Source organism: Streptomyces sp. NPDC006643 (genome assembly GCF_042870175.1).
Classification (GTDB): Bacteria; Actinomycetota; Actinomycetes; order Streptomycetales; family Streptomycetaceae; genus Streptomyces.
This window is the reverse complement of record NZ_JBIAHA010000001.1, coordinates 25,239-50,546: the sequence shown is the minus strand read 5'-3', so window position 1 is coordinate 50,546 and position 25,308 is coordinate 25,239. Positions and strand designations below refer to the sequence as shown.

Sequence of the window (25,308 nt, the reverse complement as noted above, 5' to 3'; positions counted from 1 at the left end):
CTGGGACGGTGCCGGACGACGTGGGGGGCAAGCCGTTCCCGGACGGCTGGGAGCCCGACGACGACCGCGGAGGCGCGGACGAGGACTTCGCCTCCGTGGTGTTCGACGAGGACTTCATCCGGTCCGCACCCGTCCATGAACCGACCGCCGTCGAGCGGCTGCTGGCCGCCGCGCAGGCGCGCGCCGACGCCGAGGCGGCCCGCGCGCGGTCCTACGGAGGCTCGTCCGACGACGACCGCTACGAGGACGGCTACGGCCGTGGCGGCGAGTACGGCGACGAGCGGCCGTACGGCGCCGCGTACGACCCGGACGACCCGCACGGCGTCTTCGGCCCCTACGGACCCCACGGCGGCGCTCTGCGCCCCTACCGGGGCAGCGCCCGCTGGCACCGGCCCGTCGCCTGGCTCCTGGCCGTGGTGATGGGCATCGGCATGGTCGCCCTCGCGTTCACGGCCGTCTACCGCGGGGCGTCGGGCAACCGGCAGGACCGGGTGCCACCGCCCGCCACGACGGGCGTCGACACGTCGCACGGCGGAGGCGGGCCCGCCGCCTCGGACGAGTACGCGGTGCCCAAGGTCTCGGCGGTGCCGCGCAGCACGCCATGACGTCTCGGTGAAGTGACGTCGCGGCGCCGGGTGGGGGCGTCGCGCCGTGAAACCTGTGGTCCCCGTGACGCCTGTGACGCTCCGTGACTCGGGTCGTTCCCGGGGACGGCGTCCGAGTTTATGTTCGGCCCGGCCGACCTAACCTGAAGGTATGGCAGGTCGCGGAGACCCACCCGAGGGCACGCCCGAGGGGACCCCCGGCGGTGGCGAGGACGAGTACCGGTCCGTCGTCTTCGACGAATCGTTCGTCCGCGCTGCCCGGCTCCAGGAGTTCTCCGCCAAGGAACGGATGGGGGACCACTCCCACGCCGTACGCAGACGGGACCCCGCCGAGAGACCCGGCGCCGGCTCGCTGACACCCCGCCGGGGATCGGTCCAGGCACTGCTGCTGGTGCTGGTCGTCGCCGTGGCCTTCGGCACCGCCGTGTACGTCGGTGTCCGGCCCCCGTACCGGCCCGCCTTCACCCGTTCGGCGGAACCGCTGCGTATGACGGTCATTCCGCTCGCCCCGACCGGCGCGGTCCCGGGCGACACCCCCGAGAGTCTGCTGCGCCGCAGTCCGGCCGCGCGGTTCGAGGCCGGTGCCTCCGGGATTCCGCTGCCGCTCGCGCGCCGTACCCCGAACTTCACGGAGACCGAGGTGACGACGGCGCTGACCACCGCCAAGGACTATCTCGTCGCCTCGTCCGTCGACCCCGACGTCCTCAGCGGCGCCGAGCGGCGCTCCGTGCGGATGCTGCTGGACCCGCAGCAGCTCGCGCAGTTCGACCAGACCTTCGCCGACCCCTCCGACGACGGCAGACACGCGCCGGCGGGCTGGCTGGTGCGCTTCGACCCGTCGAAGGTGGCCCTCGCCGAACCGGCCGTCCGTGTCCGGGGCACGCTCCGGTTCGCGGAGTCGGCGTCCGACACGATCGACGTGCTCTCCGACCACACCTTCGTCTACGCGCTCCGCCCGGCCGGGCGGGCGACGGGGCAGGACGCGTCGCTGTTCACCGTCCGGCGGACACTGCACTTCCGCTTCGACCGGGAGGATCTGCCCAGGCACCGGACCGAGTTGCTGACCAGCCAGGTCCAGGCGGGGCCGCAGACCTGCTCGGCCGAGGCGGCGGGCACCCTGCGCCCCCTGCTGGCCGGTGGCAGGGCGACGTCCACGGGCCCGGCCGGCAGCACCGACCCGTACGCGACAGGGCCGCCGACCGCCGGGCTGTGCGGTGTGCTCGACACCGGCGCACAGCCCCGCGACCGGTAGCGGTCGGGCCGGCGGCTGCCCGTGGCCGCTACTTGGCCTCGCCGTCCGCCGGCCTGTCTCCGTTGCCGTTCCCGTTGCCGTTGCCGCTGGTCCCGCCGTTGCCGGACGAGCCGCCCGTGAAGCGGTCCCGGAGCTTGCCGCCCAGGTCGCCCGCGCCGCCCGCGATGTCGCCGACCAGCTTCATCAGCGGGTCCTTGCTCGTGCGGACCGTGTCCGCGTAGTGCGAGGCGGAGTCCCGGATCGAGTCGCTGACCGAGGTGTCCTTGTCCTCCGTACGACGCGGGTAGTGCCCGTCCATGATCCGCTGGAAGTCGCGGCTCTCGCCCCACTTCTTCAGCTCGGCGGCGCGCACCGTCGTGAACGGGTGCGTACGCGGCAGGACGTTGAGGATCTTGAGCACGGAGTCGCGCAGGTCGCCCCCCGCCTCGTACTCCGCCGCCTGCTCCAGGAACGCGTCCACGTTCATCTCGTGCAGATGATTGCCGCCCGCGATCTTCATCAGCCCGCGCATCGACGCCTGCGCGTCCTGGCCGACCAGCAGCCCCGCCCGGTCCGCCGACAGCTCCGACTTGCGGAACCACTCGCGCAGCGCCGACACGATCGCCATGATCGCGACATTGCCGAGCGGGATCCAGGCGACCTTCAGCGCGAGATTCGTGAGGAAGAGCAGGATCGTGCGGTAGACGGAGTGCCCGGACAGCGCGTGGCCCACCTCGTGGCCGACGACCGCGCGCATCTCCTCCTCGTCCAGCAGCTCGACGAGGCCCGTGTTGACCACGATGATCGGCTCGTCGAGACCGATGCACATGGCGTTCGGCATCGGATTCTGCGCGACGTACATCGTGGGGACCTTCTCCAGGTCCAGGATGTAACAGGCGTCCAGCAGCATCGTGTGCAGATGCGCGAACTGCACGTCGCTGACCCGCACCGAGTCCGACAGGAACAGCAGTCGCAGGCTGCGCTCCGGCAGCAGGGCGCTCATGGCCTTGAAGACCGTGTCGAAACCGCTCAGCTTGCGCAGCGCGACCAGGGCCGAGCGGTCCGCGGGGTGTTCGTACGCGCGTGAGGAGATACCGGGGAAGCGCTTGCGCTGCCGGCTCGGCACATTCTCGTGACTGGCTGCCTCGTGGCTGTCTTCGGTCATGGAAATCCCCTGTTCGTACGAGTCATCGGCTCGTCCCCCTGACAGCCCCCACCGTATGTGCTGCGGCTACGGTTGTGCGTGGGCTGCCGTGCGCCGTCGTCGACAACAACGTCTGAGTCGGCGTGGGCGTGCCCGGCGGGCCCGCATACGATGTGCGCGAAGTCTCCGCTCCCCGATCGAATAGGTCCTGCCGAAGATGAGCCTCTCCAGCACCGCCGCCAACCTGGTCACCGTCGCCGCCGAGGGCAGCGAGCACGGCGGCAACCACGAAAGCCTCAGCGCCTATCTCACGGGCGGTGGCGCGCTGTTCGCGTTGCTCCTCATGCTGTGGATCACCACCCGCTTCAACCGCGACCGCTGAGCCGGGGCCGTGGCGCCGTGCCAGTAGGCTCAGCAGGCATGGGAAAGCAGGAAGCAGTGCCGGCCGGGGCGGGAGACGGTGGCAAGCGCCGTCTCGGTGTGATGGGCGGGACGTTCGATCCGATCCACCACGGGCACCTGGTGGCGGCCAGCGAGGTGGCCGCGCTGTTCGGCCTCGACGAGGTGGTGTTCGTACCGACGGGACAGCCGTGGCAGAAGAGCCAGGCGGCGGTCTCGCCGGCGGAGGACCGTTATCTCATGACGGTCATCGCGACGGCCTCCAACCCGCAGTTCTCGGTCAGCCGGATCGACATCGACCGTGGCGGCAAGACCTACACCACCGATACGCTGCGGGATCTGCACTCCCTGCACGGCGACGCGGATCTCTTCTTCATCACCGGGGCGGACGCGCTGTCCCAGATCCTCAGCTGGCGGGACGCCGAAGAGCTGTTCGCGCTGGCCCACTTCATCGGTGTCACCCGGCCCGGACACGATCTGACGGACGACGGACTGCCCAAGGGCGGCGTCTCGTTGGTGGAGGTTCCCGCGCTGGCGATCTCGTCGACCGACTGCCGGGCAAGGGTCGCGCAGGGCGATCCGGTCTGGTATCTGGTGCCGGACGGTGTGGTGCGCTACATCGACAAGCGCCAGTTGTACCGCGGCGAATGAGCCACGGAGAGGGGCACCGGTGAACGACCAGCAGCCGTACGACCCGTACGACCCGTATTACACGCAGCAGCCGCAGATCGTGGGCTACGACGAGTACGGGCAACCGGTGTACCAGCAGCAACAGCAGCAGCAACAACAGCATCAGGACCAGCAACAACAGCCCCAGGCACAGCAGTACGACCCGTACGCGCAGCAGCAGCAGCCGCAACCGCATCAGCAACAACAGGCGTACGGCTACGACCCGTACGGCCAGCAGCAGGCCCCGTACGACCCGTACGCCCAGCAGCAACACCAGCAACAGCAGCAGGGATACGGCTACGACACCGGGCAGCAGCAGGCGGCCGTCGACACCTCGCAGTGGAACATCCCTCAGCAGCAACAGCACCACCAGCACCAGCAGTCGGCGCCGGTCGAGGAGCCCGCGCCGGCGGCCCCGCCCGCTCCCGCCCCGGCCCCCGCCCCCGAGCCCGCCGTACCCGGGCAGCGGCGGTCCGCGCCCGACGGCGACTACAAGACGGACCAGTTCGCCTTCATAGAGGAGCCGGACGCCGACTCCGAGGACGTCATCGACTGGCTCAAGTTCACCGAGAGCCGCTCCGAGCGCCGCGAGGAGGCCCGCCGCCGCGGCCGTAGCCGGGTGATCGCCCTCGTCGTCGTCATGGCGCTGGTCGTCGTCGGCGGCGTCGGCTACCTCTGGTACGCGGGCAAACTGCCCGGCTTCTCGGGGGACGAGGAGAAGCAGAACACCGCCACCGGGCCGCAGAAGCGCGACGTGATCATGGTGAATCTGCACAACACGAAGGACAAGGCCACCTCCACGGCGCTGCTCGTCAACAACTCCACGACCAAGCAGGGCACCACCGTCCTTCTCCCCAACTCCCTTCTCGTGGCGGACGGGGAGACCGGCGCCACCGGCACCCTCGCCAAGTCCGTCGCCGACAGCGGCTCCCAGGGCACCCGCGAGTCCGTCGACACCCTGCTCGGCACCAAGATCTCCGGCACCTGGCGGCTCGACACCCCGTATCTGGAGAATCTCGTCGAGCTGGTCGGCAACATCGACATCACCACGAACGCCGAGGTCCCGGCCGCCAAGAAGGGCGAGGACCCGATCGTCACCAAGGGCGAGGGACAGACCCTGAACGGACAGGCGGCCGTCGCGTACGCCACCTATCTGGGCCCCGACGAGTCCGAGGTCAAGCAGCTGGAGCGGTTCGGCGCGGTCATGCAGGGCGTGCTGCGGAAGATCTCGGAAGACCCCAAGGGCGCCACGATCACCGTCGAGACCCTGGCGCAGATCCTGGAGCCGCCGATGACCGAGCAGGACCTGGGCGCCGCCCTGGCGAAGCTCGCGGCGCACGCCAAGGTCGGTGACTACAAGACGACTGTCCTGCCCGTCGGCGAGGACGGCAGCCTCGGTGAGAAGGCGACCGAGACCGTCGTCAAGGACGTCCTCGGCGGCACCGTCAGCGCTCCCGAGGAGGGCGCCGCCCTGCGGGTCGGTGTGAAGAACGCCACGGGCGACAAGGCCGACACCGAGGCCGCCCGGGTCTCGATCATCAACGGCGGCTACACCTTCGTCGACGGCGGTACGGCCGACCAGGCCGCGTCGTCGCAGGTCACCTATGGTGACGCGAAGAACAAGGCACAGGCGGAAGAGGTCGCCAAGACGCTCGGGCTGCCGGTGGACGCGGTCAAGAAGGACAAGGCCCCGCCGAACGCCGACGTCCTGGTCACTCTCGGCGGAGACTACGAAAGCGGCTGATCAACCGTGGAGCGGCGGCCGGTCAGCCGCCGACCAGAAGGCTGCACCGGCTTGTCGGCGGTCCGTGAGACCCTGGGGGTCTCCAGACCGCCGACGAAAGCATCGCCTGTGACCGCCACGGACCGCTCCATCGAGCTCATCAACGCCGCCGCCCAGGCGGCGGCAGACCGGCTCGCGCACGACATCATCGCGTACGACGTCAGCGACGTGCTGTCGATCACCGACGCGTTCCTGCTCGCCTCCGCGCCCAACGACCGTCAGGTCAAGTCGATCGTGGACGAGATCGAGGAGCGCCTTTCCAAGGAGCTCGGCGCCAAGCCGGTGCGCCGCGAGGGCGACCGCGACGCCCGCTGGATCCTGCTCGACTACGTCGACATCGTCGTCCACGTCCAGCACAGCGAGGAGCGGGTCTTCTACGCGCTCGAACGCCTCTGGAAGGACTGCCCGGAGCTGCCGCTGCCGGAGGACGCCGTCAAGACCCGTGGCAAGGGCGCCGAGCACGCCGAGGTGAACGGTTCCATGGAAGGTGAGCTGAGCTGAACGGCGGCAAAGGCGGCAGAGGCCGCCGGATCATTCTCTGGCGGCACGGGCAGACGGCCTGGAATCTGGAGCGCCGCTTCCAGGGCACGACGGACATCGAGCTGACGGAGGCCGGCGTCGCGCAGGCGCGCCGCTCCGCCCGGCTGCTGGCGTCGCTGCGGCCGGACGCGCTCGTCGCCTCCGACCTCCAGCGCGTCGTGGCCACGGCCAACGAGCTGGCCTCGCTGACCGGTCTCCCCGTCAGCTACGACTCCGCGCTCCGTGAGACGTACGCGGGCGCCTGGCAGGGACTGACCCACGAGGAGATCGTGGAGCGGTTCGGCGAGCAGTATCTGGCGTGGAAGCGCGGTGAGCCCGTACGGCGCGGGGGCGGCGAACTGGAGACCGAGGTCGCCGACCGGGCCGCGCCCGTCGTGCTCCACCACGCGGACAAGCTCCCCGACAACGGGACGCTCGTCGTGGTCAGCCACGGCGGCACGATCCGCACCACGATCGGCCGGCTGCTCGGTCTCGAGGCGCATCACTGGGAAGGTCTCGGCGGGCTCTCCAACTGCTGCTGGTCCGTCCTGGGCGAAGGCGCGCGGGGCTGGCGTCTCCAGGAGCACAACGCGGGGACGCTGCCGGAGCCGGTGCTGGGCGACGACGACTGAAGAGCCGGGCGGAGCCGTGGTGAGGCCGCCGTGGTGAGGTCTTCGCGGGCCGCCGGGCGGGATTTCACTTTCCGGCTGACCGCAGGCTAAAGTTCTTCTTGTTCACAGCGCGGAGCGCGACGAACATGAGGGGCTATAGCTCAGTTGGTAGAGCGCCTGCATGGCATGCAGGAGGTCAGGAGTTCAATTCTCCTTAGCTCCACACCACGAATCCCGTCCTCGTCACGAGGGCGGGATTTCTTGTGTCTCGTCCACCGGCCGGTCCCGCGATTCTCCCGGTTCTCGCGGTTCCTGCGGCTCCCGCAGTTCGCGCAGATCCGCCGTCCTTCGCCGGCTCTCCTCGTCGTCCGGGGTGTAGACCACGATCCGGCAGTCCGGCATTCCGTCGATCGACAGGGACACCGACGTCATCCGTATCTCACCGACCGCCGCGTGCCGGAACCTCTTCACCCGGGGGCCCGGCCGCACCACGTCACCGCCGTTCCACAGCTCCGCGAAATAAGGGCTGGCCGCCGACAGGCGCCGTACGAACGACTCCCACGCCGGCTCGCCCACATGCCGTCCGTACGCGCCGCGCAGCGTGGCCACCATCACCGGCAGCTCCAGGTCCCGGCAGACCAGCGGACAGTCCGGCTCCGGTACGGCGAAGAGCATCCACAGCACGTTGCGCACCCCGATCCGGCGCAGCGCCGGGAGATCGAACAGGTCGAGGTAGCCGGCGTTGGCGGCCAGGATGTCGTAGCGCGCGTTGTAGACGACGGCCGGACGCGGGTCGAGTCCGTCGATGACGCCCTGGATCTCGTCGCTCACCCGGTGCGCGGCGGTCTCCCGGTCCCGCTCGAACGGCACCTCCGCCAGTTGGTACAGATGCTCGCGCTCGCTCCGGTCGAGACGCAGCGTGCGCGCCACCGCGTCCAGCACCTGGGCGGACGCGTTGATGGGTCTGCCCTGCTCCAGCCACGTGTACCAGGTCACCCCGACGCCGGAGAGCTGGGCGACCTCCTCACGTCGCAGACCGGGCGTACGCCGTCGCAGCCCCGGCGGCATCCCGACATCCGCCGGAGTCACCCGTGCCCGCCGTCCGCGCAGGAACGCCGCCAGCTGAGGGCGGCGCCGCCCGCCCGTCGTGTGTGTCACCGTCATCGCCGTCACGCCCCCATCGTGCGGTGCCCGCCCCGCCGTTGCCAGGTGCTGCCAGTACCCGTATCAGGGGGCTCTCGGCACCGGTGTCCGAACCGGGTGAGGCTCGCCGCCATGACGACCACCCCAACCGCGACCCCGGTACCCAGTAAAGCCGGTGGCACCGACAGACGGCCGGGCCCGCTGCTCGCCGTCGTGCTCGCCGCGCAGTTCATGGCCCTGCTCGACGGCTTCATCGTCAATGTGGCCGCGCCCACGATCCGTACCGAACTCGACGCGTCCGGCGTCGAGTTGCAGCTGGTCATCGCCGGCTACACCATCTCGTACGCCGTACTGCTGATCACCGGCTCGCGGCTCGGCGAGACACTGGGCCACCGCCGTGCGTATCTCGGCGGGCTCGCCGTGTTCACCGCGGCCTCGCTGGCCTGCGGACTGGCCGCGGACACCGGCCAGTTGATCGCCTTCCGGCTGGTGCAGGGCACCGGCGCGGCGCTGATGATCCCGCAGGTGCTCAGTCTCATCCAGCGGGAATTCACCGGCGAACGGCGGACGCGGGCGCTGGGCGCGTACGCGGCGGTCATCGCCACCGGCGCGGCGGCGGGGCAGGTCGCGGGCGGACTCCTGGTCAGCGCCGATCTGTTCGGCGCCGGCTGGCGGCCGGTGTTCCTGGTCAACGTCCCCGTCGGCCTCGTGCTGCTCGTCCTCGGCGCGCGGCTGCTGCCGGACGACCGGCCGGCGGCGGGCGGCCGGACCCGTGGCCCGGATCTGCCGGGTCTGGTGCTGCTCGCCGCCGCCGTCTCGCTGCTCACCGTCCCGCTCGTCCTCGGACAGGACCAGGACTGGCCGTTGTGGACCTGGCTGTCACTGGGGGCCGCCGCCGTCTCCTTCGGTGGCTTCCTCGCGCATGAGTCCCGGCTCGCCCGGCGCGGCGGCGCCCCGCTGATCGCACCGCGGGTGCTGCGTCTTCCGGGGATGGGCCGCGCGGCCCTGCGGATCACCCTGGTGATGGCGGTGAACGCGGGCTTCCTCTTCGTCTTCGCGCTGCACTTCCAGGCCGGCCTCGGGCACAGCGCGCTGCGTACCGGGCTCAGTTTCGCGCCGACGGCCGTGGTCTTCGGCGTGGTCGGACTGACCTGGCGCAGCTGGCCCGCCCGCCTCCGAAGGAGGCTGGTCCCGGCCGGGTTCGCTCTCGTCGCGCTGTTCGCGGTGGCCGTCGGACTGGTGCTGCGCGACGGCGGCGACGGCGGGGTGTGGATGTACGCCGCGTTCCTCGGCATGGGCGCGGGCCTGGCGCTCGGGTACAGCCCCACGCTGACGGGCGCGCTCGCCGCCGTACGTAAAGAGGACGCGGCGGACGCCAGTGGGCTGTTGATGACCGTGACCCAGCTCGGTCAGCTGATCGGCGTCGCCACCTTCGGCACGCTTTTCCTCGGCCGGTTGGACGGGCCTGGGCCGGTCGCGTCCGGCCACGCGCTGTGGGTCGCGACGCTCGCGCTGGCCGGGGCCGCGGTGCTCGGCGCGGTTCTCGGCCCGGCCGCCCGTCCGACCGCCGGCCCGGCCGTCCGTCCTGGACGGCGCCGAGGCTCCGTTCAAGGCGACGACCCGGCCTGATCATGCTGTCCTCCTTGCGAAGCCATGACAGAATCGGACGGCCGGAGGGGGACGACGGCACGGATGGGGAGGAGAGAGCGCGATGCCCGCCAGCAGCATCGACCAGGTCGGTGCCCTGCTCGCGGCGGCGGAGTCGGCCACCGGTCTGAACTGCCCCTCGTGCGGTTCGTTCCATGTGGCCCAAGTGCTCGGCGACAACGGCGGAGTTTCCTACGTGTGCACGGCCTGCGGCCACAGCTGGAGCTGAGTGATGGGTGCACACAGGAGAAAATGCGACTGGTGCGGCAGCGGCACCCCCATCGTCCGGGACATGGACCCGCTCAACGCCTCGTTCCAGTACTGGTGCGAGGAGTGCGCCCGCGCGCTGATCATAAAAGGCGACCCCATCGAGACGTACCGGGAGTTGGAGGGCGAGCCCATCTACGGGCGGCTCCTCGACGAGCACTGCACGCTGAAGCGCTTCTACTCCTTCGCCACCGCGTAGTCCGGCGACCGCTCGGCCGCCGCCGGTACCTTCCGCACCGTACGCGGCGCGGTCGTCCGCTCCTGCCGGCCGGCGAACCACAGATAAACCAGCAGCCCCAGCGCCATCGTCGGATAGATCGCGGTGAGCATCATCTGGCCGCGATTCTGGGCGAGTTCAAGCCGTTCCACGGCGCCGTGCGGCACCCGCCACAGCGCGTACGACAAGAAGCCCATCCCCGTCACCGCCGCCCATTCCGTCCGCCCGTGCGCCACCAGGAGCAGCACCATCGGCACACACCACACCCAGTGGTGCGACCAGGAGATGGGGCTGATCAGCAGGGCCGTGGCCGCGCAGGCGACGGTGGCCTCCGCCGTCAGCCCGCGCCGGGCGGCCGTCACCGCCACGGTCAGCCCGGCCACGGCGACCACGGTGGCCACCGGAAGCCACCAGAGCGACGGTTCCGTGGTGTGCAGCACCCGCGCGAACACTCCGCGCAGTGACTGGTTCGCCGCGCCCTCGACACGTCCCACCCGGTCCGCGCGGAAGACGATGTCGGTCCAGAAGCGGTGGGAGTCGTACGGCAGGAGGACGGCGGACGCGACGGTCACGGTCAGGAACGTGCCCACCGCCGTCGCGGTCGTGCGCAGCCAGGGATTCCAGCCGGCCTCGCGGAACCGCAGCAGGCCGGTGATCAGCAGCATGACGGCGAAGAGCGCGGGCGTCAGCTTGACCGCCGTCGCGAGACCGATGCCGACGCCCGCCCAGCGGTGGCCGTCACGCCGGGTGAGGTCCCACAGGACGGCGACGCCGATCAGCAGATTGATCTGTCCGTAGCGGAAGGTCGTCCACACCGGCTCGCACCAGACGGCGACCGCCGCCACCCACAGTGCGGCACCGGGCCGCACCGCCCCGCGGAACGTCAACCTCAGTGAGAGGTGGACGAACGCGACGAGGAGCACGAGATTGCCGACCGTGGCGAGGGTGCGCATCTCCGGGACACCCAGCAGCGTCAGCGGGGTGAACAGCAGTGCCGCGAAAGGCGGATAGGTCGTCGGGAGACCCGCGTAGGTGGCGCGCATCGCGTACAGGTCGCGCCCGTCGAGTACCGTACGGCCCTCGGCCCGGTAGACCATCACGTCGATCATCGAGACCGCGGCGGCGCGCTGCGCGATCCAGAACACCGTGAAGGACAACAGACAGACTGCGGCGCCGACGAGGACGGAACGCCGACCGGCGGTGACCCGTGCGAGTACGGGTGTGAGTGCGGTCACGAAGGGTGACAGTAGCAGCCTTATCGGTGCAAATCGGAAACGATTTGGCGGACGGCCCGAGGGACCGTGTAATGTTGGCACCGCCGCCGAGGGGATGCCCGAAGTGCGGTACCTCACAAGGGGCTATAGCTCAGTTGGTAGAGCGCCTGCATGGCATGCAGGAGGTCAGGAGTTCAATTCTCCTTAGCTCCACATCTCGGAAGTTCCCGTCCGGACACCTCGTCCGGGCGGGTTCTTCTCGTTGACAGCCCGTCGCGGAGGAACGCCGTGCCCAACTCGCCCACCGCGCCCGATCTTTGGCACCGGCTCCTCGATGTGCTGAGGTGCCCCCTGTGCGACGGACCGCTCGCACCCCCGCACGGCGTCCCCGCGTCGTTCACGACCCTCCGGCACGTCAAGTCCCTCGGCTGCGCCGGGGGTCATTCGTTCGATGTCGCCCGCCAGGGCTACCTCAGCCTGCTGACCGGCAACACGAACGCGGCGAACGCCGACAGCGCGGACATGGTGAGCGCCCGGACGCTCTTCCTGAAGGCCGGCCACTACGAGCCGCTCGCCCGCGCGCTGGCCGCGACCGTCGAGGGGCTGTGCCCGCGGGACGGCACCGTCATGGACGCCGGGGCGGGCACCGGTTACTACCTGGCCACCGTCCTCGACGCGCTGCCCGAAGCCGTGGGACTCGGCCTCGACGCCTCGAAGTTCGCGCTGCGCCGGGCCGCCGGGGCCCACCCGAGGGCGGGCGCCGCGACCTGGGACATCTGGAAGCCGCTGCCCGTCGTGAGCGGCGCCGCCGATGTCGTGATCAACGTCTTCGCGCCCCGCAACGGCCCGGAGTTCCAGCGCGTCCTGCGACCGGACGGCGCCCTTGTCGTCGTCACTCCCACCGCGCGCCACCTCGGGGAACTCCCCGCGAGCCTCGGCATGTTGTCGGTCGACTCCGCCAAGGAGGACCGGCTGCACCGCACCCTGTCCGGTCACTTCCGGCAGGAGCGTACCGAGGTGGTGGAGCGGGAGGTCACCATGACCGACCAGGACGTGCGCGACCTGATCCTGATGGGGCCGAGCGCCCACCATCTCAGCCCTGAGGACGTTCACCGGAGCGTCGCGTCGCTGGACACACCGCTCCCGGTGACCGTCTCCTTCCTCGTCTCCGTCTACCGGCCGCACTGACCGTCGGCCTCTTAAAGAGGCGAGCGGGTCAGCGCCCGCTGCCCAGGGCCTTCCTGCCACCGCCCGACGGCAGCGCCGCCGGACCGCCCTGCCGCGCGGGCCGCTGCGGCGCCGGCTGCTCGATACGGAGCGCGAGTGCCGGGCAGCGCCGTACGGCACGCTGGGCACGGCCCCGCAGATGCATCGGTACGGAGGCGTCGGCGAGCGCCGGATAGCCGTCGGGGCCGAGCCGGATCAGCTCCGGCACGATGTCCGCGCAGAGCCCGTGACCCTGGCAGAGCGTCCAGTCCACGGCCAGCTTCTCGCCGCTCGGGATGGACTCCTCGGCGGTCTGGTAGCCGGGCCCCGGCAGCGGCAGCACACCGGTGGTGTCACGACCGCAGCCGCCGTCCAGCACATGCGCCGCGAGATCGTCGGTGAAGGCGGACAGCGTCGACATGAAGAACCGCGCGGACCCGTCGGGATGCTTGCACGCGCCCCGCCCCCGTACCGCCTGGGTCACCTCCCGCAGCGCCTCCAGGGCCGCGGGGCCGCCCCCGTTCAGCACATCGCTCAGACCCCCGGCCGCGGCCGGCAGGCCCAGCTTGCAGGGCCCGCACTGGCCGGCCGTCTCGGCGGCGAGCCAGTTGGCCACCCGCAGCGCCTCACCCAGCGGGCAGGTCTCGGGGCCGATCGGCAGGATCGCGCCCGCGCCCAGCGAACCGCCCACCGCGGCGAGGGACTCGCGCGACACGACGGCGTCGTGCGCGGCCACGGAGTCGATCCAGTTGCCGTGGTAGCCACCGGTCAGCACGCCCTGGGGGAGCGGCGGCGCCCCGGCGAGCTGGAGGACGTAGCGCAGCGGCACGCCTGTCGGTACCTCGACGACCATCGGGCGCGCGACGCCGCCGGAGACGGTGAGCATGACGGTGCCCGGCTCCGCGTCGAGTCCGGTGTGCCCGTAGCGGCGTGCGCCGATCCTGGCGCCGATGGCCAGTTGCGCGTACGTCTCGGCGTTGGACAGCAGCGTCGGGGCGCCCCCGACGCCCGACTCGGCGGCCCGCTCGCGGCGGCCGGGCGGCAGGGCGGGGCCGCCGTTCGCCGCGCGGATCACGGACGAGGCCTCGCCGGAGACCATGCGCTCGGGCGTACGGATCACACGTGCCCGCAGTTGCTGCCCGCGCCGGTCGGACAGACCGCGTTCGGCGAGCGCGGCCCGCATGGATATCTCGGTGGAGTTACGCGTGACGGCGACGACCAGGGTGCGGGCGCCGAGCGCCTCGGCCGCCAACAGGGCGCCGTCCAGGATGAGATGCGGCGCGCGGTTGAGCAGCACCGTGTCCTTGCGGCAGGCCGGTTCGCCCTCGCTGCCGTTGATGACGACGACCGGGCGCACCCCGCGCCGGATCGACGCCTTCGCGACGGCGCGCAGCTTCTTGCCGAAGGGGAATCCGGCGCCGCCGCGCCCGCGCAGGGTGATGTTCTCGGCGAGTTGCGCGAGCAGTTCCCCGGTCATCGGCTCCAGCGGCCCGTGCACCTTCAGGTGCATGGCGAGGTCGAGTCGCTCGACGAGGTCGAATCCCTGTGTCAGCTGGGGAAGGCCGACGACACGGACTTCGGGGACATCGGGGAGGGGGGCGTTCACTGTCGGTCTCCTGCGGGTGGGTACCAGGGTTCACCGGCACTCGGGGTTCCCCCGCCGTCGGCGGGAGCTTGCGGGAACGTCTCGTCCGACTGCCGGTACGGGGCGGTCTGCCGGACGTCGGGTGCCGGGGTGGTGTCGGGCTGCGGATAGGGGGCCGACTGTAGGTACGTGTCGGACAGCGGGTTTGTCTCAGCCCTCGGGTAGGTCTCCTGCGGCGAGTAGGGCTGTTGGTACGGCTGTTGGTAGGGCTGTTGATACGCGGGCGGCGGGGGCGACGGGGTCGGCCACAGCCCGGCCCCGGCCGCCGAAGGCTCGCTGATGACCGGTATCTCCTCGGTCATCGGGATGCGCTCGGCGTACGGGATCTCGGGCGACGTCAACGGGTCGGACGGGTCCGCCGGGCCGGCGAACGGCGAGGGCGGGGGCGCGGACACCGGTGTGCCCGAGACCGCGCGGTAGCCGGCCGACAGCCTCGTACCGGGGCCGGAGCCCGGACCACGTCGCTCGGCCCCCGGGTCGACGTAGGTGTCCGCGAGCGGGTCGGGATAGGGAGGCGTCGCGGGCGGCGCCGGCGGGGCGGCGGCGTACGGAGCGGCGGACGGGGGCGCGTAGGACTCCGGGACGAAGGTGTCCGCGTACGGATCCGCGGTCGGCGGGCGCCCCGCCTCGTAAAGAGGCGGCGACGGCGGGGCGATGCGCGGCGGGACCCGGCTCGCGCCCAGCGGCGGCCCGAGCGGCATCGCCGCCCCGGCGGGGGCCGACGCGGACCGCTGGCGCGGGAAGCGCTGCTCGAACTCCACCTCCGGCACGTTCGCGGCGCCCGGCAGCGGGTCGCGGGTCAGATCGCGGCGCGCCTGCTGCTCCGGCTCGGGAGCCTCGCGTACACCGCCGCTCAGCTGAAGGATCTTGTCGGCGAGACGCCGCTTGACCGGCGGGGGCAGCAGTCGTACGGAGACGGCGCCGATGACGGCGATGAGCGCCAGGCAGTACATCGTCATCACCCATGTCGCGGCGGCGCGCCCCGCGTACAGCCCGTGCATCAGCGCGAAGCACCAGGCCGGATAGGCCAGCATGTGCAGCGCGCGCCACCGCCCGGCGATCTTGCCGGGGGCGGCGAAGGCGCTGCGCAGCGCGCCGGTCGACGCGGCGACCACCATCAGGAAGCCGGCGAGCGACCCGAGGCCGATGAGGCCGTTCGTGCCGGTGATCCCGAGGCCGAAGGGGAGCACGGCGCCGATCAGCGCCACATGCCCGAGCGAGACCTTCACCGTGGCGTGCAGCAGCAGGAAGCCGAGGGAGGCCATCGCCGTGAACCGGTGGATGCCCTGGGCGAGCAGCCGGTGGCGCGGGGAGAGCAGCAGCCGGTCGGTGGCCATCAGGCCCCAGGCGACGGCCGCCGTCAGGGACACCAGTGACAGCACACCGGCGGTGAAGTCGAGCATCGCGCGAAATCCCTCGCCCCCCGCGACCGCGAGGAGCGGGACGAGAACGAGCGCGGCGACCGACACTCCGCCGCGGACCGAGGGGCTCATACCGTGGCGTGAGGGAAGCGATGAACGGATCTTGCTTTGAAGCGTCATAGGGGCAACTCCGAATGGCTCGGCAAAGCGGTCCCGTTGCTGCCGCATGCTAAGTCGCGCAAAACCGGGCAGTAGGCCGTTTGCAGGTTTACCGAGGGGATTGAGCGTCAACTGACCCTGGGGTTGCCCCGGATAGGGTCGATACGCGGAGTAATCCGGGCGCCGAAGGTTCGATGAATCACATATCGCCGATGGCCTGTTCCCGGCTCGAACGATCTTGTATGGGTCTCGAACGTCCGGGCGCCCTCTCCAGGCACGCTCTTCCCGCTCCCCCCACACGTCCCGTGGCGCCCGAATCCGCCGTGCGAGCCCCGCTCCCGCTGCGGTACCCTGCTCGCATGCGTGCCGTACGCCTTCTGCTTAGCGAGCCGCGCTGATCAGTACCGACGGATGACAGATCCGGTCGGAATCAGCGTGGCTGCCCCTCCTGTGTGAGGGGTTTTTTCATTCCCCGCGGCAGAGACGACCGATGGAGCTTCAGAGGACATGAGCGAGACGAATCCGGCCGCCGCCGGCGTGGAGACAACCGCGACGACCGCGACGACCGCCCCGCACCGCTACACGGCTGCCATGGCCGCCGACATCGAGGCACGCTGGCAGGACTTCTGGGACGCCGAGGGCACGTACGAGGCGCCCAACCCGACGGGTGACCTGGCCGGGGACCCCGCCGTCGTCGCCCGCCCCAAGAAGTACGTCATGGACATGTTCCCGTACCCCTCCGGTACCGGACTGCACGTCGGGCACCCCCTCGGCTACATCGCCACCGACGTCTACGCCCGCCATCAGCGCATGAGCGGCTACAACGTGCTGCACACGCTGGGCTTCGACGCCTTCGGCCTGCCCGCCGAGCAGTACGCGATCAGCACCGGCACCCACCCCCGGGTGTCGACCGAGGCCGCCATGGAGAACATGACGCGCCAGCTGCGCCGGCTGGGTCTGGGGCACGACAAGCGGCGCTCGGTCGCCACGATCGACCCCGAGTTCTACCGCTGGACCCAGTGGATCTTCGTACAGATCTTCAACTCCTGGTACGACCCCGAGGCCGACCGGGCCCGCCCGATCACCGAGCTGGTGGCACGGTTCGAGAGCGGCGAGCGCCCGACGCCGGACGGCCGGAGCTGGGGCGAGCTGACCGAGAAGGAGCGGGCGGACATCCTGGGCGAGTACCGGCTGGCGTACGCCTCCGATGCCCCCGTCAACTGGTGTCCCGGCCTGGGTACCGTCCTGGCGAACGAGGAAGTCACCGCCGACGGACGGTCCGAGCGCGGCAACTTCCCCGTCTTCAAGTCCAAGCTGCGTCAGTGGAACATGCGCATCACCGCCTACGCCGACCGGCTGCTGGACGACCTGGACGGGCTGGACTGGCCCGTCGCGATCAAGCAGGCGCAGCGCAACTGGATCGGGCGCAGCGAGGGCGCGCGCGTCGACTTCGCGGTCGGCGACGCCGGTGCCATCACCGTCTTCACGACCCGTCAGGACACCCTGTTCGGCGCCACGTACATGGTGCTGGCGCCGGAGCACGAGCTGGTCGAGAAGATCGTCCCGGCCGCCTGGCCCGAGGGCACGCACGACGTGTGGACGGGCGGTCACGCGACGCCCGCCGACGCCGTCGACGCGTACCGCAAGCAGGCCGCGTCGAAGTCCGACGTCGAGCGGCAGGCCGAGGCCAAGGACAAGACGGGCGTCTTCACGGGTGCCTATGCCACCAATCCGGCCAACGGCGAGCGGATCCCGGTCTTCATCGCGGACTACGTCCTGATGGGATACGGCACCGGCGCGATCATGGCCGTCCCGGCGCACGACAGCCGTGACTTTGCGTTTGCACGCGCTTTCGAGCTGTCGATGCGCTGCGTCGTGGAGCCGACGGACGGCCGGGGCACCGACGCCTCTCAGTGGGAGGACGCGTTCGTCGCGTACGACGCGAAGATCGTCAACTCCTCCGCCCCCGCCCTCACGCTGGACGGGCTGGGCGTGGTCGACGCCAAGGCGAGGATCACCGAGTGGCTGACCGCCGAGGGCATCGGCGAGGGAACCGTCAACTTCCGGCTGCGTGACTGGCTGTTCAGCCGGCAGCGCTACTGGGGCGAGCCCTTCCCCGTCGTCTACGACGAGGACGGCATCGCGCACGCGCTGCCCGAGTCGATGCTGCCGCTGGAACTGCCCGAGGTGGACGACTACTCGCCGCGCACCTTCGACCCGGACGACGCGGACACCCGCCCCGAGACACCGCTGTCACGCAACGAGGACTGGGTCGCCGTCGAGCTGGACCTGGGCGACGGCAAGGGCGTACGGCGCTACCGCCGCGAGACCAACACCATGCCGAACTGGGCCGGTTCGTGCTGGTACGAGCTGCGCTACCTGGACCCGGACAACACCGAGAAGCTGGTCGACCCCACGGTCGAGCAGTACTGGATGGGCCCGCGCGAGGGCATGCCGCACGGCGGCGTCGACCTGTACGTAGGAGGTCAGGAGCACGCCGTACTGCACCTGCTGTACGCCCGTTTCTGGTCCAAGGTGCTGTTCGACCTGGGTCATGTCTCCTCCGTCGAGCCGTTCCACAAGCTGTACAACCAGGGCATGATCCAGGCGTTCGTCTACCGCGACAGCCGCGGCATCGCGGTCGAGGCCGCCGAGGTCGAGGAGCGCGAGGACGGGTACTTCTTCCGGGGCGAGAAGGTCAGCAGGCTGCTGGGCAAGATGGGCAAGTCCCTGAAGAACGCGGTCACTCCGGACGAGATCTTCGCGGAGTACGGCGCCGACACGCTGCGGCTGTACGAGATGGCCATGGGTCCGCTGGATGTCTCACGGCCGTGGGACACGCGCGCGGTGGTGGGTCAGTACCGGCTGCTCCAGCGGCTGTGGCGCAACGTCGTGGACGAGACGACCGGTGAGGTCACGGTCGTGGACGTGCCGGACGCCGAGATCGATGTGACGACCCTGCGCGCCCTGCACAAGGCGATCGACGGGGTCGGCCAGGACATGGCCGACCTGCGCTTCAACACGGCCATCGCCAAGATCACCGAGCTGAACAACCATCTGACCAAGGTGGGCGGGCCGGTCGCGCGCTCCGTCGCGGAGCGACTGGTGCTGCTGGTGGCGCCGCTGGCGCCGCACGTCGCCGAGGAGCTGTGGCGCAAGCTGGGGCACACCGGCTCGGTGGCGCACGAGGACTTCCCGGTGGCCGACCCGGCGTATGTGATCGACGAGACGGTCACCTGCGTCGTACAGATCAAGGGCAAGGTCAAGGCGCGGCTGGAGGTCTCCCCGTCGATCTCGGACGAGGAGCTGGAAGCGCTGGCGCTGGGCGACGCGGGTGTCGTCGCGGCGCTGGGCGGCGCGGGGATCCGCAAGGTGATCGTGCGGGCGCCGAAGCTGGTCAACATCGTGACCGTGTAAGGCCTGGGGTCTGCCCCGGTGGGGTATGCGGGGCAGACCGTCGCGGCGGTCGGCGGTCGGCGGTCGGCGGTCGGCGGTCGGCGGTCGGCGTTCGGCGGTCGGTCTGAGGGCGGCTGAGGGGGCGCGAGGGCGGCGCGAAGGTCGCTGAGGGTGGCCCGAAGGCACAGGGCTTTCCCTTACGGGCAGTTTGAGGGTCCGCACGGAACCCTCAGGCTGCCCGTTCCGTTTACCGTGGAGGTACCGACGTCGACACCGGAGAGGCATCCACATGGAGGCCGTGCTTTTGATCGTGGCGCTGCTCTTTGTCGCATTCGTGGCCTTGGGCGTATTCGTGAGCGTCAAGGCGGTCCGTGCTGCCAAGCGAGGCGTGGACCGTACGATCACGCAGGCCCGCCGCACCGTCGAGGACACCACCCTGAGAGCGAAGAGCCTCGGGCAGACGGGCGTGCCCGCCGAGCTGGCGCAGCTGCGGCTGACGCTGCGTACGTCGATGCGGGCCACCCAGGAGGCGCTGCGGGCGAACGAGGCGGAGGACGCCTCGCTCGCGGAGTCGCTGAGCCTCTTCCAGCGGCTGAGTGTGTACGGGCGTGAGCTGGACGACGAGCTGAAGCGGCTGGAGCGGGACCCGGACCGGGCGACGATCGCGCAGCGGCTCGTCGAGCTGCGGGAGCGTACGGAACGGATCACGAAGTCGGCCGACTCGCTGCGGTGGGCGGCCAGGGACCGGGCGCGGAAGTTCTCCGAGGACGAGCTGGCGCTGCTGAGCGAGCAGATCGACGTGGAATCGGGGGCGCTGCGGCACTGGTCGGCGGTGGACCCGAGCACGGCCCCGAACGCGGCCCCGAACGCGCAGGGGAACGGCGAGGGGATCTCGCGGTCACAGCCGCAGCCCCAGCCCGAGCCCATGGAGTGGCCGGAGCCGGAGCCCACGAGCGGGCCGGAGAAGGCATCGCCCCGTGGCGGGCGCGCGGCGCGCCCGGCCGGTGTGGAGCCCACGCTCGCCGACCAGACCTGGCCCGAGCCGCCGCCGGCGGGCGAAGGACCCCAGGCGATCAACCCGCCCGACCCCCGGCAGACCACCTACCCCTGGCAGGAGAAGTCGGCGCGTCCGGAGACGACGAACTGACGAGATGTGACATGAAGTGACGTGCGGGCCGGCCCGGCAGCGGGCCGCCCTGCCCGTCCCGATGCCCTGGGGCGTGTCCGGAAAGTCCCGTCTGGCCCGCTCGCCGTTGACCGGGTTGCGGGTGGTCGGAAGGGGCACACGCATGAGGCGGTGGCGGGCCGTCGGAGACATGGACCCGTCGAGATCGGACACGGCGAGGCAAGGAAGAGGGCGAAAGCCGAATGGGGACCTCTTCGAATTCGACCGGCCTGGCGGGGCCGGGCTGCCGACCGGCGGTCGCGCCGGGTAACCTCCCGCTCATGTCCCGCCATGTCGCGATCGTCACCGATTCAACGGCCTACCTGCCGCCCCAGGCGATGGAACGCCATGGCATCACCGCGGTCCCGCTGACCGTGGTCCTCGGCGACCGGGCGCTCGAAGAGGGCACCGAGATCTCCGCCAGATCGCTCGCGCTCGCGCTTCAGAAACGACGCTCCGTGACCACCTCGCGGCCGAGCCCCGAGGTCTTCGCCGCCGCCTACCGGGCGGCGGCCGACGCCGGGGCGACGGGCATCGTCTCCCTGCATCTGTCGGCGGAGTTCTCCGGGACGTACGACGCGGCGGTTCTCGCCGCGCGCGACGCGCCCGTGCCCGTACGGGTGGTGGACACCGGGATGGTCGCGATGGCCCTCGGCTTCTGCGCCCTGGCGGCGGCCGAGACCGTGGAGGCGGACGGCTCGCTGGACGAGGCGGTGGCCGCCGCGGAGAAGCGGGCCGCCGGGACGTACGCGTACTTCTACGTCGACACGCTGGACTATCTGCGGCGCGGCGGGCGTATCGGCGCCGCGCAGGCGCTGTTCGGCTCGGCGCTCGCGGTGAAGCCCCTGCTCCAACTGGACGGCGGGCGGATCGAGTTGCTGGAGAAGGTGCGTACGGCTTCGAAGGCGATCGCACGCCTGGAGGAGATCGTCGCCGAGCGGGCGGGCACCGGTCAGGTCGACATCGCCGTGCACCATCTCGCGGCGCCGGAGCGGGCCGCCGCGCTCGCCGACCGGCTGCGGGAGCGGGTGCCGGGTCTCGCCGAGATGCATGTGAGCGAGGTGGGCGCGGTGATCGGGGCGCACACCGGGCCGGGGCTGCTGGGGGCAGTGGTCTCGCCACGCTGAGGCCGGGGCTGAGGCTGGGGCCGGGGGCCGGCGCGGGTCGGGTGACCGGGCGGAATCACTCGTTCGGGTGGCCGAGTTATCCACAACTGGTGAGTTATCCACGGCAATTCGGCCTCCTCGGCGGCATCGGGCGGGAGTCCCTACCGTCTGGGGCATGAGTCTTCGATCACACTCCGTGACCAGCGGCCCCGGTCGCGCTCCTGCCTCGGACGGCCGGGTCCGTCATGTTCGCCAAGGCGCCGGCCGTGGCCGGACGTTCGTCTATTCCGCGTCACGCGCGCGCCACCGGCGCGCGGGGACGGCACCCGCGACGACGGAGTTACGCCGCCGCGCCGACGCCATGTTCGCGGTGGGACTCGCGGACGCGGACGCGGGGGCCGCGCGGTCGGCCGCGGCGGTGGGTGGCGCGGCGCCTGCCCCGGCCCCGGCGCCGACTCCGGCCGGGTCGACTGTGGCGGGGGCAACTTCCGGGGCGTCAACTCCGGCCGGGCCAACTCCGGCCGGGCCGACGCCCGGTGGCGCCGCCGACCCGGTGGCGCCACCCGGTGTGGGGGAGCCGCCCGGTGGGCGGCGGGAGCGGGTGTGGCTCGCCGTACGGGAGCGGTTGCCGCTGTGGGTGCAGCTCAGATGCGGGCTTGAGCCGAGGACGCTTGCCGCGCTGGTCGTGGTGCTGGTCGTGGCCGCCGTGCTGGCGGCCCAGCACTTCTGGTCGGGTCGGCCGCAGGCGGTCGGCGCGCCGGAGACCGTCCGGGACGCGGTGACCGCGACGGGGCCCGCGCGCGATCCCGCCCCGCCGCCGGGGGCCGCTCCCTCGGCCGCCGCGCCGGCGTCGAAGCGGGTGGTGGTCGACGTCAGCGGCAAGGTGCGCAGCCCCGGCGTCCGCCGGCTGCCCGCCGGATCGAGGGTCACCGACGCGCTGCGGGCGGCCGGGGGAGTCAAGCCCGGCGCCGATCTGACGGGGCTCAACCGGGCACGGGTGCTGATGGACGGCGAGCAGGTCGTCGTGGGCGGCCCCCAGCCGCCCGCGCAGGCCGCCACCGTGCCGGGCACCGGCGCCGCGGGTCCGGAGGGGGCGCCGGTGAGTCTCAGCACGGCCACCGTCGAACAGCTCGACACCCTGCCCGGTGTCGGACCGGTGCTCGCGCGGCACATCGTCGACTACCGCGCGCAGCACGGCGGATTCAGCTCCGTCGACCAACTGCGCGAGGTGAACGGGATCGGCGAACGCCGGTTCGCCGACATCGAGCCCCGTGTGCGGCCATGACCCGCGCGGCCGTCCACGCGGCCTCGGGGAATCCGCTCGGCGCCGCCGCCCCTCGTCAGGAGGGACCGGCCGATCTGCGGCTGGTGCCACCCGCGTTGGCGGCCTGGGCCGCGGCGGCGCTGGCGGCCGGCGCACCGGGCGGGTGGATCGCCGCTCTGGTGCCGGCCGGGCTCGTCGTGGCAGGGGTGTTGCTGGTCCGGGCCGCTCTGCTGCCGGGGCCGGGATCAGGGCAGCGAGGTGTGCGGCGGCGGGTGAACGGCGTCGCGGTAGCCGCCGTGCTGCTCTGCGCCGTCGCGGGAGCGGGGTCCGCCTGGCTGCACGGCGCGGACCGGCACCGGGGCCCGGTGCCGGGACTGGCGGACCGGTACGCACGCGTGACCGTGGAGCTGACGGTCACCTCCGACCCGCGCCCCACCCGGCCACGGGTCCACGGCGACCGGCTCTCGGCGGCGGGCCTCGTCCTGGACGCGGACCTCACACGGGTGACGTCCGCCGACGGGGCCGCCACCGCCGTCCGTACACCGGTGCTCGTGTTCGCCGGGGCCGGTGCCGGGGAGAGCGCCGAGGCCTGGCAGCGCCTGCTGCCGTCGACCGGACTCAGGCTGGCGGGGCGGCTCACGCCGCCCACGGAGGGGGACGAGAGGTACGCGGCCCTGCTGCGGGTGGAGGGCAGCGGGCCGCCGCGGGTCGTGCACCCGCCGACCGGTCTGCAACGCACGGCGGGTCAACTGCGCGCCGGACTGCGGGAGGCGACGGAAGGGCTCCCGCCGGACGCCCGTGCCCTGCTGCCCGGCCTGGTCGTCGGCGACACCTCCCGTATCCCGCCCGAGCTGTACGACGCGTTCACCGCGACCGACCTGTCCCATCTGCTCGCCGTCTCCGGCAGCAATCTGACGATCGTCCTCGCCCTGCTCATCGGACCACCGGGGCTCGCGCTGCGGGCCGAACGGCGCGGGCTCGCCGCACGGCTGGGGATCTCACTGCGCTCGACCGCCCTGTTCGGCGGGGTCCTCACGCTCGCGTTCGTGGTGGTCTGCCGGCCCGAGCCCAGCGTGCTGCGGGCGGCGGCCTGCGGACTGATCACCCTGCTCGCCATCGGCACCGGCCGGCGCAGATCGCTGATCCCGGCGCTGGCCGCCGCCGTACTGCTTCTTGTCCTGTGGGATCCCGCCCTGGCCCGCAGCTTCGGCTTCGTGCTGTCCGTGCTCGCCACGGGCGCGCTGCTCACCGTCGGGCCGCGCTGGAGTGCGGCGTTGCGGCGGCGCGGGGTGCCGCCCAGGCTCGCCGAGGTACTGGCGGCAGCCGCGTCGGCGCAGGCCGTGTGCGCACCGGTGGTGGCGGTGTTCGCCGCGCGGGTCAGCCTGGTCGCGATCCCCTGCAATCTGTTCGCGGAGCTGGCGGTGGCGCCGGCGACGGTGCTCGGGTTCGCGGCGCTCGCCACCGCGCCGGTGGCCATGCCGGTGGCGGAGCTGCTGGCCCGGTGCGCGGGCTGGCCCGCCGGCTGGATCGCCTCCGTCGCCCGCACGGGCGCGGCACTGCCCGGCGCCGAGGCCGAGTGGCCCGGCGGCTGGCGGGGCGGGGCGCTGCTCGCCGTCGTCACGGTCCTCGTCGTCTGCGCGGTACGGCGCATACGCGGCCACCCGTGGGTCGCCGCCACCTGTGTGGTGCTCCTGCTGCTGGCTGTGCTGCGCCCTGCGCCCCTCACCCGGATGGTCTCCGGCTGGCCGCCGCCGGGCTGGGCGCTGGCGATGTGCGACGTCGGCCAGGGCGACACCATGGTGCTCGCGGCCGGCGAGGGCGCGGGTGTGGTCGTGGACGCCGGGCCCGATCCCCGGCTGGCCGACCGCTGTCTGCGGGACCTCGGGATCACCCGGGTACCGCTGCTCGTGGTGAGCCATTTCCACGCCGACCATGTCACCGGGCTGCCCGGCGTGTTGCGTGGCCGGAGCGTCGGGGCCATCCAGACGACGACCCTTCAAGAGCCCTGGGAGCAGAGCGAGTTCGTGACGCGGACGGCGCGGGCCGCACGTGTGCCGTTGGTGCGCGCGATACCGGGGGAGCGGCGGAGGGTCGGGCGGCTCGACTGGCGGGTGCTGTGGCCGAGGGCCGGGCCCGGGCTGGGCGCGGGCGGGCCGAACGACGCGAGTGTCACCCTGTTCGTCCGGACGGCCGGCGGACCCACGCTGCTGCTGCTCGGCGATCTCGAACCGCCCGCCCAGCAGGGCCTGTCCAGGGACCACCCGGCGCTGCCGCCGGTGGACGTGCTGAAGGTCGCGCACCACGGCTCGGCCTTCCAGGACCCGGGGCTACTGCGTCGGGTGCGGCCCCGGCTGGCCCTGATCTCCTGCGGCAGGGACAACCCGTACGGCCATCCCGCGCCGCGTACGGTGGGCGCGCTGCGGGCCGGGGGAGCGGTGGTGCTGCGTACCGACACCGACGGCGCGGTCGCGGTGACGGGCGCGGGGGAGGAGTTGCGGGCGGTGGCACGCGGCCCCGGGTGACCGGGGCCGCGTGCCGGGACCGTCAGGGGACGGGG

At 71.9% G+C, this 25,308-nt stretch carries 21 protein-coding genes and 2 tRNA genes; 18 read left to right on the top strand and 5 right to left on the bottom strand.

All coding sequences use genetic code 11. The features are described 5' to 3' along the window. Positions 1-8: 8 nt before the first annotated feature. Both ACFYNU_RS00215 and ACFYNU_RS00210 read left to right on the top strand, forming a co-directional pair. Positions 9-605, top strand: coding sequence for a hypothetical protein (locus tag ACFYNU_RS00215; RefSeq protein ID WP_356592826.1), 597 nt, complete (start codon positions 9-11; stop codon positions 603-605). A 151-nt stretch (positions 606-756) separates the two neighbouring features. Next, entirely contained in the window at positions 757-1,857 is a 1,101-nt protein-coding gene (locus tag ACFYNU_RS00210) for a hypothetical protein (protein WP_356592824.1), read from the top strand. Between the two features lie 28 nt (positions 1,858-1,885). Here ACFYNU_RS00210 and ACFYNU_RS00205 read toward each other — a convergent pair whose 3' ends face one another. After that, the gene (locus ACFYNU_RS00205) at positions 1,886-3,001 is read right to left on the bottom strand and encodes a M48 family metallopeptidase (protein ID WP_356592822.1); all 1,116 of its coding nucleotides are present in this window, start codon (positions 2,999-3,001) and stop codon (positions 1,886-1,888) included. A gap of 196 nt (positions 3,002-3,197) precedes the next feature. Here ACFYNU_RS00205 and ACFYNU_RS00200 point away from each other — a divergent pair, with 196 nt between their 5' ends. From ACFYNU_RS00200 to ACFYNU_RS00175, 6 genes are all read left to right on the top strand, one after another. Continuing rightward, on the top strand, positions 3,198-3,362 hold the full coding sequence (locus ACFYNU_RS00200; RefSeq protein ID WP_356592820.1) for a hypothetical protein: 165 nt from the start codon (positions 3,198-3,200) through the stop codon (positions 3,360-3,362). 38 nt (positions 3,363-3,400) lie between these two features. After that, entirely contained in the window at positions 3,401-4,030 is a 630-nt protein-coding gene (nadD, locus tag ACFYNU_RS00195) for a nicotinate-nucleotide adenylyltransferase (protein ID WP_356592818.1), read from the top strand. A gap of 19 nt (positions 4,031-4,049) precedes the next feature. Next, on the top strand, positions 4,050-5,792 hold the full coding sequence (locus ACFYNU_RS00190) for an LCP family protein (RefSeq protein ID WP_356592816.1): 1,743 nt from the start codon (positions 4,050-4,052) through the stop codon (positions 5,790-5,792). A gap of 108 nt (positions 5,793-5,900) precedes the next feature. Continuing rightward, a complete protein-coding gene (gene rsfS, locus ACFYNU_RS00185) occupies positions 5,901-6,332 on the top strand; it encodes a ribosome silencing factor (protein WP_023541808.1) in 432 nt (143 codons plus the stop codon). Further along, positions 6,329-6,982, top strand: a complete 654-nt coding sequence (locus ACFYNU_RS00180; RefSeq protein WP_356592931.1) for a histidine phosphatase family protein — start codon at positions 6,329-6,331, stop codon at positions 6,980-6,982. The genes rsfS and ACFYNU_RS00180 overlap by 4 nt, the downstream gene beginning before the upstream one ends. A 129-nt stretch (positions 6,983-7,111) precedes the next feature. After that, positions 7,112-7,184: transfer RNA gene (locus ACFYNU_RS00175), tRNA-Ala, on the top strand. Between the two features lie 20 nt (positions 7,185-7,204). Here ACFYNU_RS00175 and ACFYNU_RS00170 read toward each other — a convergent pair. Next, positions 7,205-8,125 (bottom strand): helix-turn-helix transcriptional regulator, encoded by a 921-nt coding sequence (locus tag ACFYNU_RS00170; RefSeq protein ID WP_356592929.1) that lies wholly within the window; start codon positions 8,123-8,125, stop codon positions 7,205-7,207. Positions 8,126-8,236: 111 nt separating this feature from the next. Here ACFYNU_RS00170 and ACFYNU_RS00165 point away from each other — a divergent pair, with 111 nt between their 5' ends. The 3 genes from ACFYNU_RS00165 to ACFYNU_RS00155 all read left to right on the top strand — a co-directional run bounded on the left by ACFYNU_RS00165 (position 8,237) and on the right by ACFYNU_RS00155 (position 10,217). Further along, on the top strand, positions 8,237-9,733 hold the full coding sequence (locus tag ACFYNU_RS00165) for an MFS transporter (RefSeq protein ID WP_356592814.1): 1,497 nt from the start codon (positions 8,237-8,239) through the stop codon (positions 9,731-9,733). Between the two features lie 82 nt (positions 9,734-9,815). After that, positions 9,816-9,980: a hypothetical protein gene (locus tag ACFYNU_RS00160; protein ID WP_356592812.1), complete on the top strand. Its 165-nt coding sequence runs from the start codon at positions 9,816-9,818 to the stop codon at positions 9,978-9,980. Positions 9,981-9,983: 3 nt separating this feature from the next. Beyond that, entirely contained in the window at positions 9,984-10,217 is a 234-nt protein-coding gene (locus ACFYNU_RS00155) for a hypothetical protein (RefSeq protein WP_031231688.1), read from the top strand. Here ACFYNU_RS00155 and ACFYNU_RS00150 read toward each other — a convergent pair. After that, positions 10,196-11,470, bottom strand: a complete 1,275-nt coding sequence (locus ACFYNU_RS00150; protein ID WP_356592810.1) for a glycosyltransferase 87 family protein — start codon at positions 11,468-11,470, stop codon at positions 10,196-10,198. The genes ACFYNU_RS00155 and ACFYNU_RS00150 overlap by 22 nt on opposite strands. A gap of 119 nt (positions 11,471-11,589) precedes the next feature. Between ACFYNU_RS00150 and ACFYNU_RS00145 the strand changes: the two genes are divergently transcribed. Next, positions 11,590-11,662 (top strand) — tRNA-Ala (locus ACFYNU_RS00145). Between the two features lie 75 nt (positions 11,663-11,737). Then, positions 11,738-12,637: a putative RNA methyltransferase gene (locus ACFYNU_RS00140; RefSeq protein WP_356592808.1), complete on the top strand. Its 900-nt coding sequence runs from the start codon at positions 11,738-11,740 to the stop codon at positions 12,635-12,637. A 28-nt stretch (positions 12,638-12,665) separates the two neighbouring features. Here ACFYNU_RS00140 and ACFYNU_RS00135 read toward each other — a convergent pair whose 3' ends face one another. Both ACFYNU_RS00135 and ACFYNU_RS00130 read right to left on the bottom strand, forming a co-directional pair. Next, complete coding sequence (locus tag ACFYNU_RS00135) at positions 12,666-14,261, bottom strand: NADH-ubiquinone oxidoreductase-F iron-sulfur binding region domain-containing protein (protein ID WP_356592806.1); 1,596 nt, start codon at positions 14,259-14,261, stop codon at positions 12,666-12,668. Then, a complete protein-coding gene (locus ACFYNU_RS00130; protein ID WP_356592804.1) occupies positions 14,258-15,793 on the bottom strand; it encodes a ferric reductase-like transmembrane domain-containing protein in 1,536 nt (511 codons plus the stop codon). The genes ACFYNU_RS00135 and ACFYNU_RS00130 overlap by 4 nt, the downstream gene beginning before the upstream one ends. A 534-nt stretch (positions 15,794-16,327) precedes the next feature. Here ACFYNU_RS00130 and leuS point away from each other — a divergent pair. The 5 genes from leuS to ACFYNU_RS00105 all read left to right on the top strand — a co-directional run bounded on the left by leuS (position 16,328) and on the right by ACFYNU_RS00105 (position 25,273). After that, on the top strand, positions 16,328-19,237 hold the full coding sequence (gene leuS, locus ACFYNU_RS00125) for a leucine--tRNA ligase (RefSeq protein ID WP_356592802.1): 2,910 nt from the start codon (positions 16,328-16,330) through the stop codon (positions 19,235-19,237). 268 nt (positions 19,238-19,505) lie between these two features. After that, positions 19,506-20,363, top strand: coding sequence for a hypothetical protein (locus tag ACFYNU_RS00120; RefSeq protein ID WP_356592800.1), 858 nt, complete (start codon positions 19,506-19,508; stop codon positions 20,361-20,363). A 299-nt stretch (positions 20,364-20,662) separates the two neighbouring features. Then, on the top strand, positions 20,663-21,508 hold the full coding sequence (locus ACFYNU_RS00115) for a DegV family protein (protein WP_356592798.1): 846 nt from the start codon (positions 20,663-20,665) through the stop codon (positions 21,506-21,508). Between the two features lie 154 nt (positions 21,509-21,662). Continuing rightward, complete coding sequence (locus ACFYNU_RS00110; protein WP_388764599.1) at positions 21,663-22,772, top strand: helix-hairpin-helix domain-containing protein; 1,110 nt, start codon at positions 21,663-21,665, stop codon at positions 22,770-22,772. Beyond that, a complete protein-coding gene (locus tag ACFYNU_RS00105; protein ID WP_356592793.1) occupies positions 22,769-25,273 on the top strand; it encodes a ComEC/Rec2 family competence protein in 2,505 nt (834 codons plus the stop codon). Before ACFYNU_RS00110 ends, ACFYNU_RS00105 begins: the two co-directional genes overlap by 4 nt. Positions 25,274-25,308: the final 35 nt, after the last annotated feature.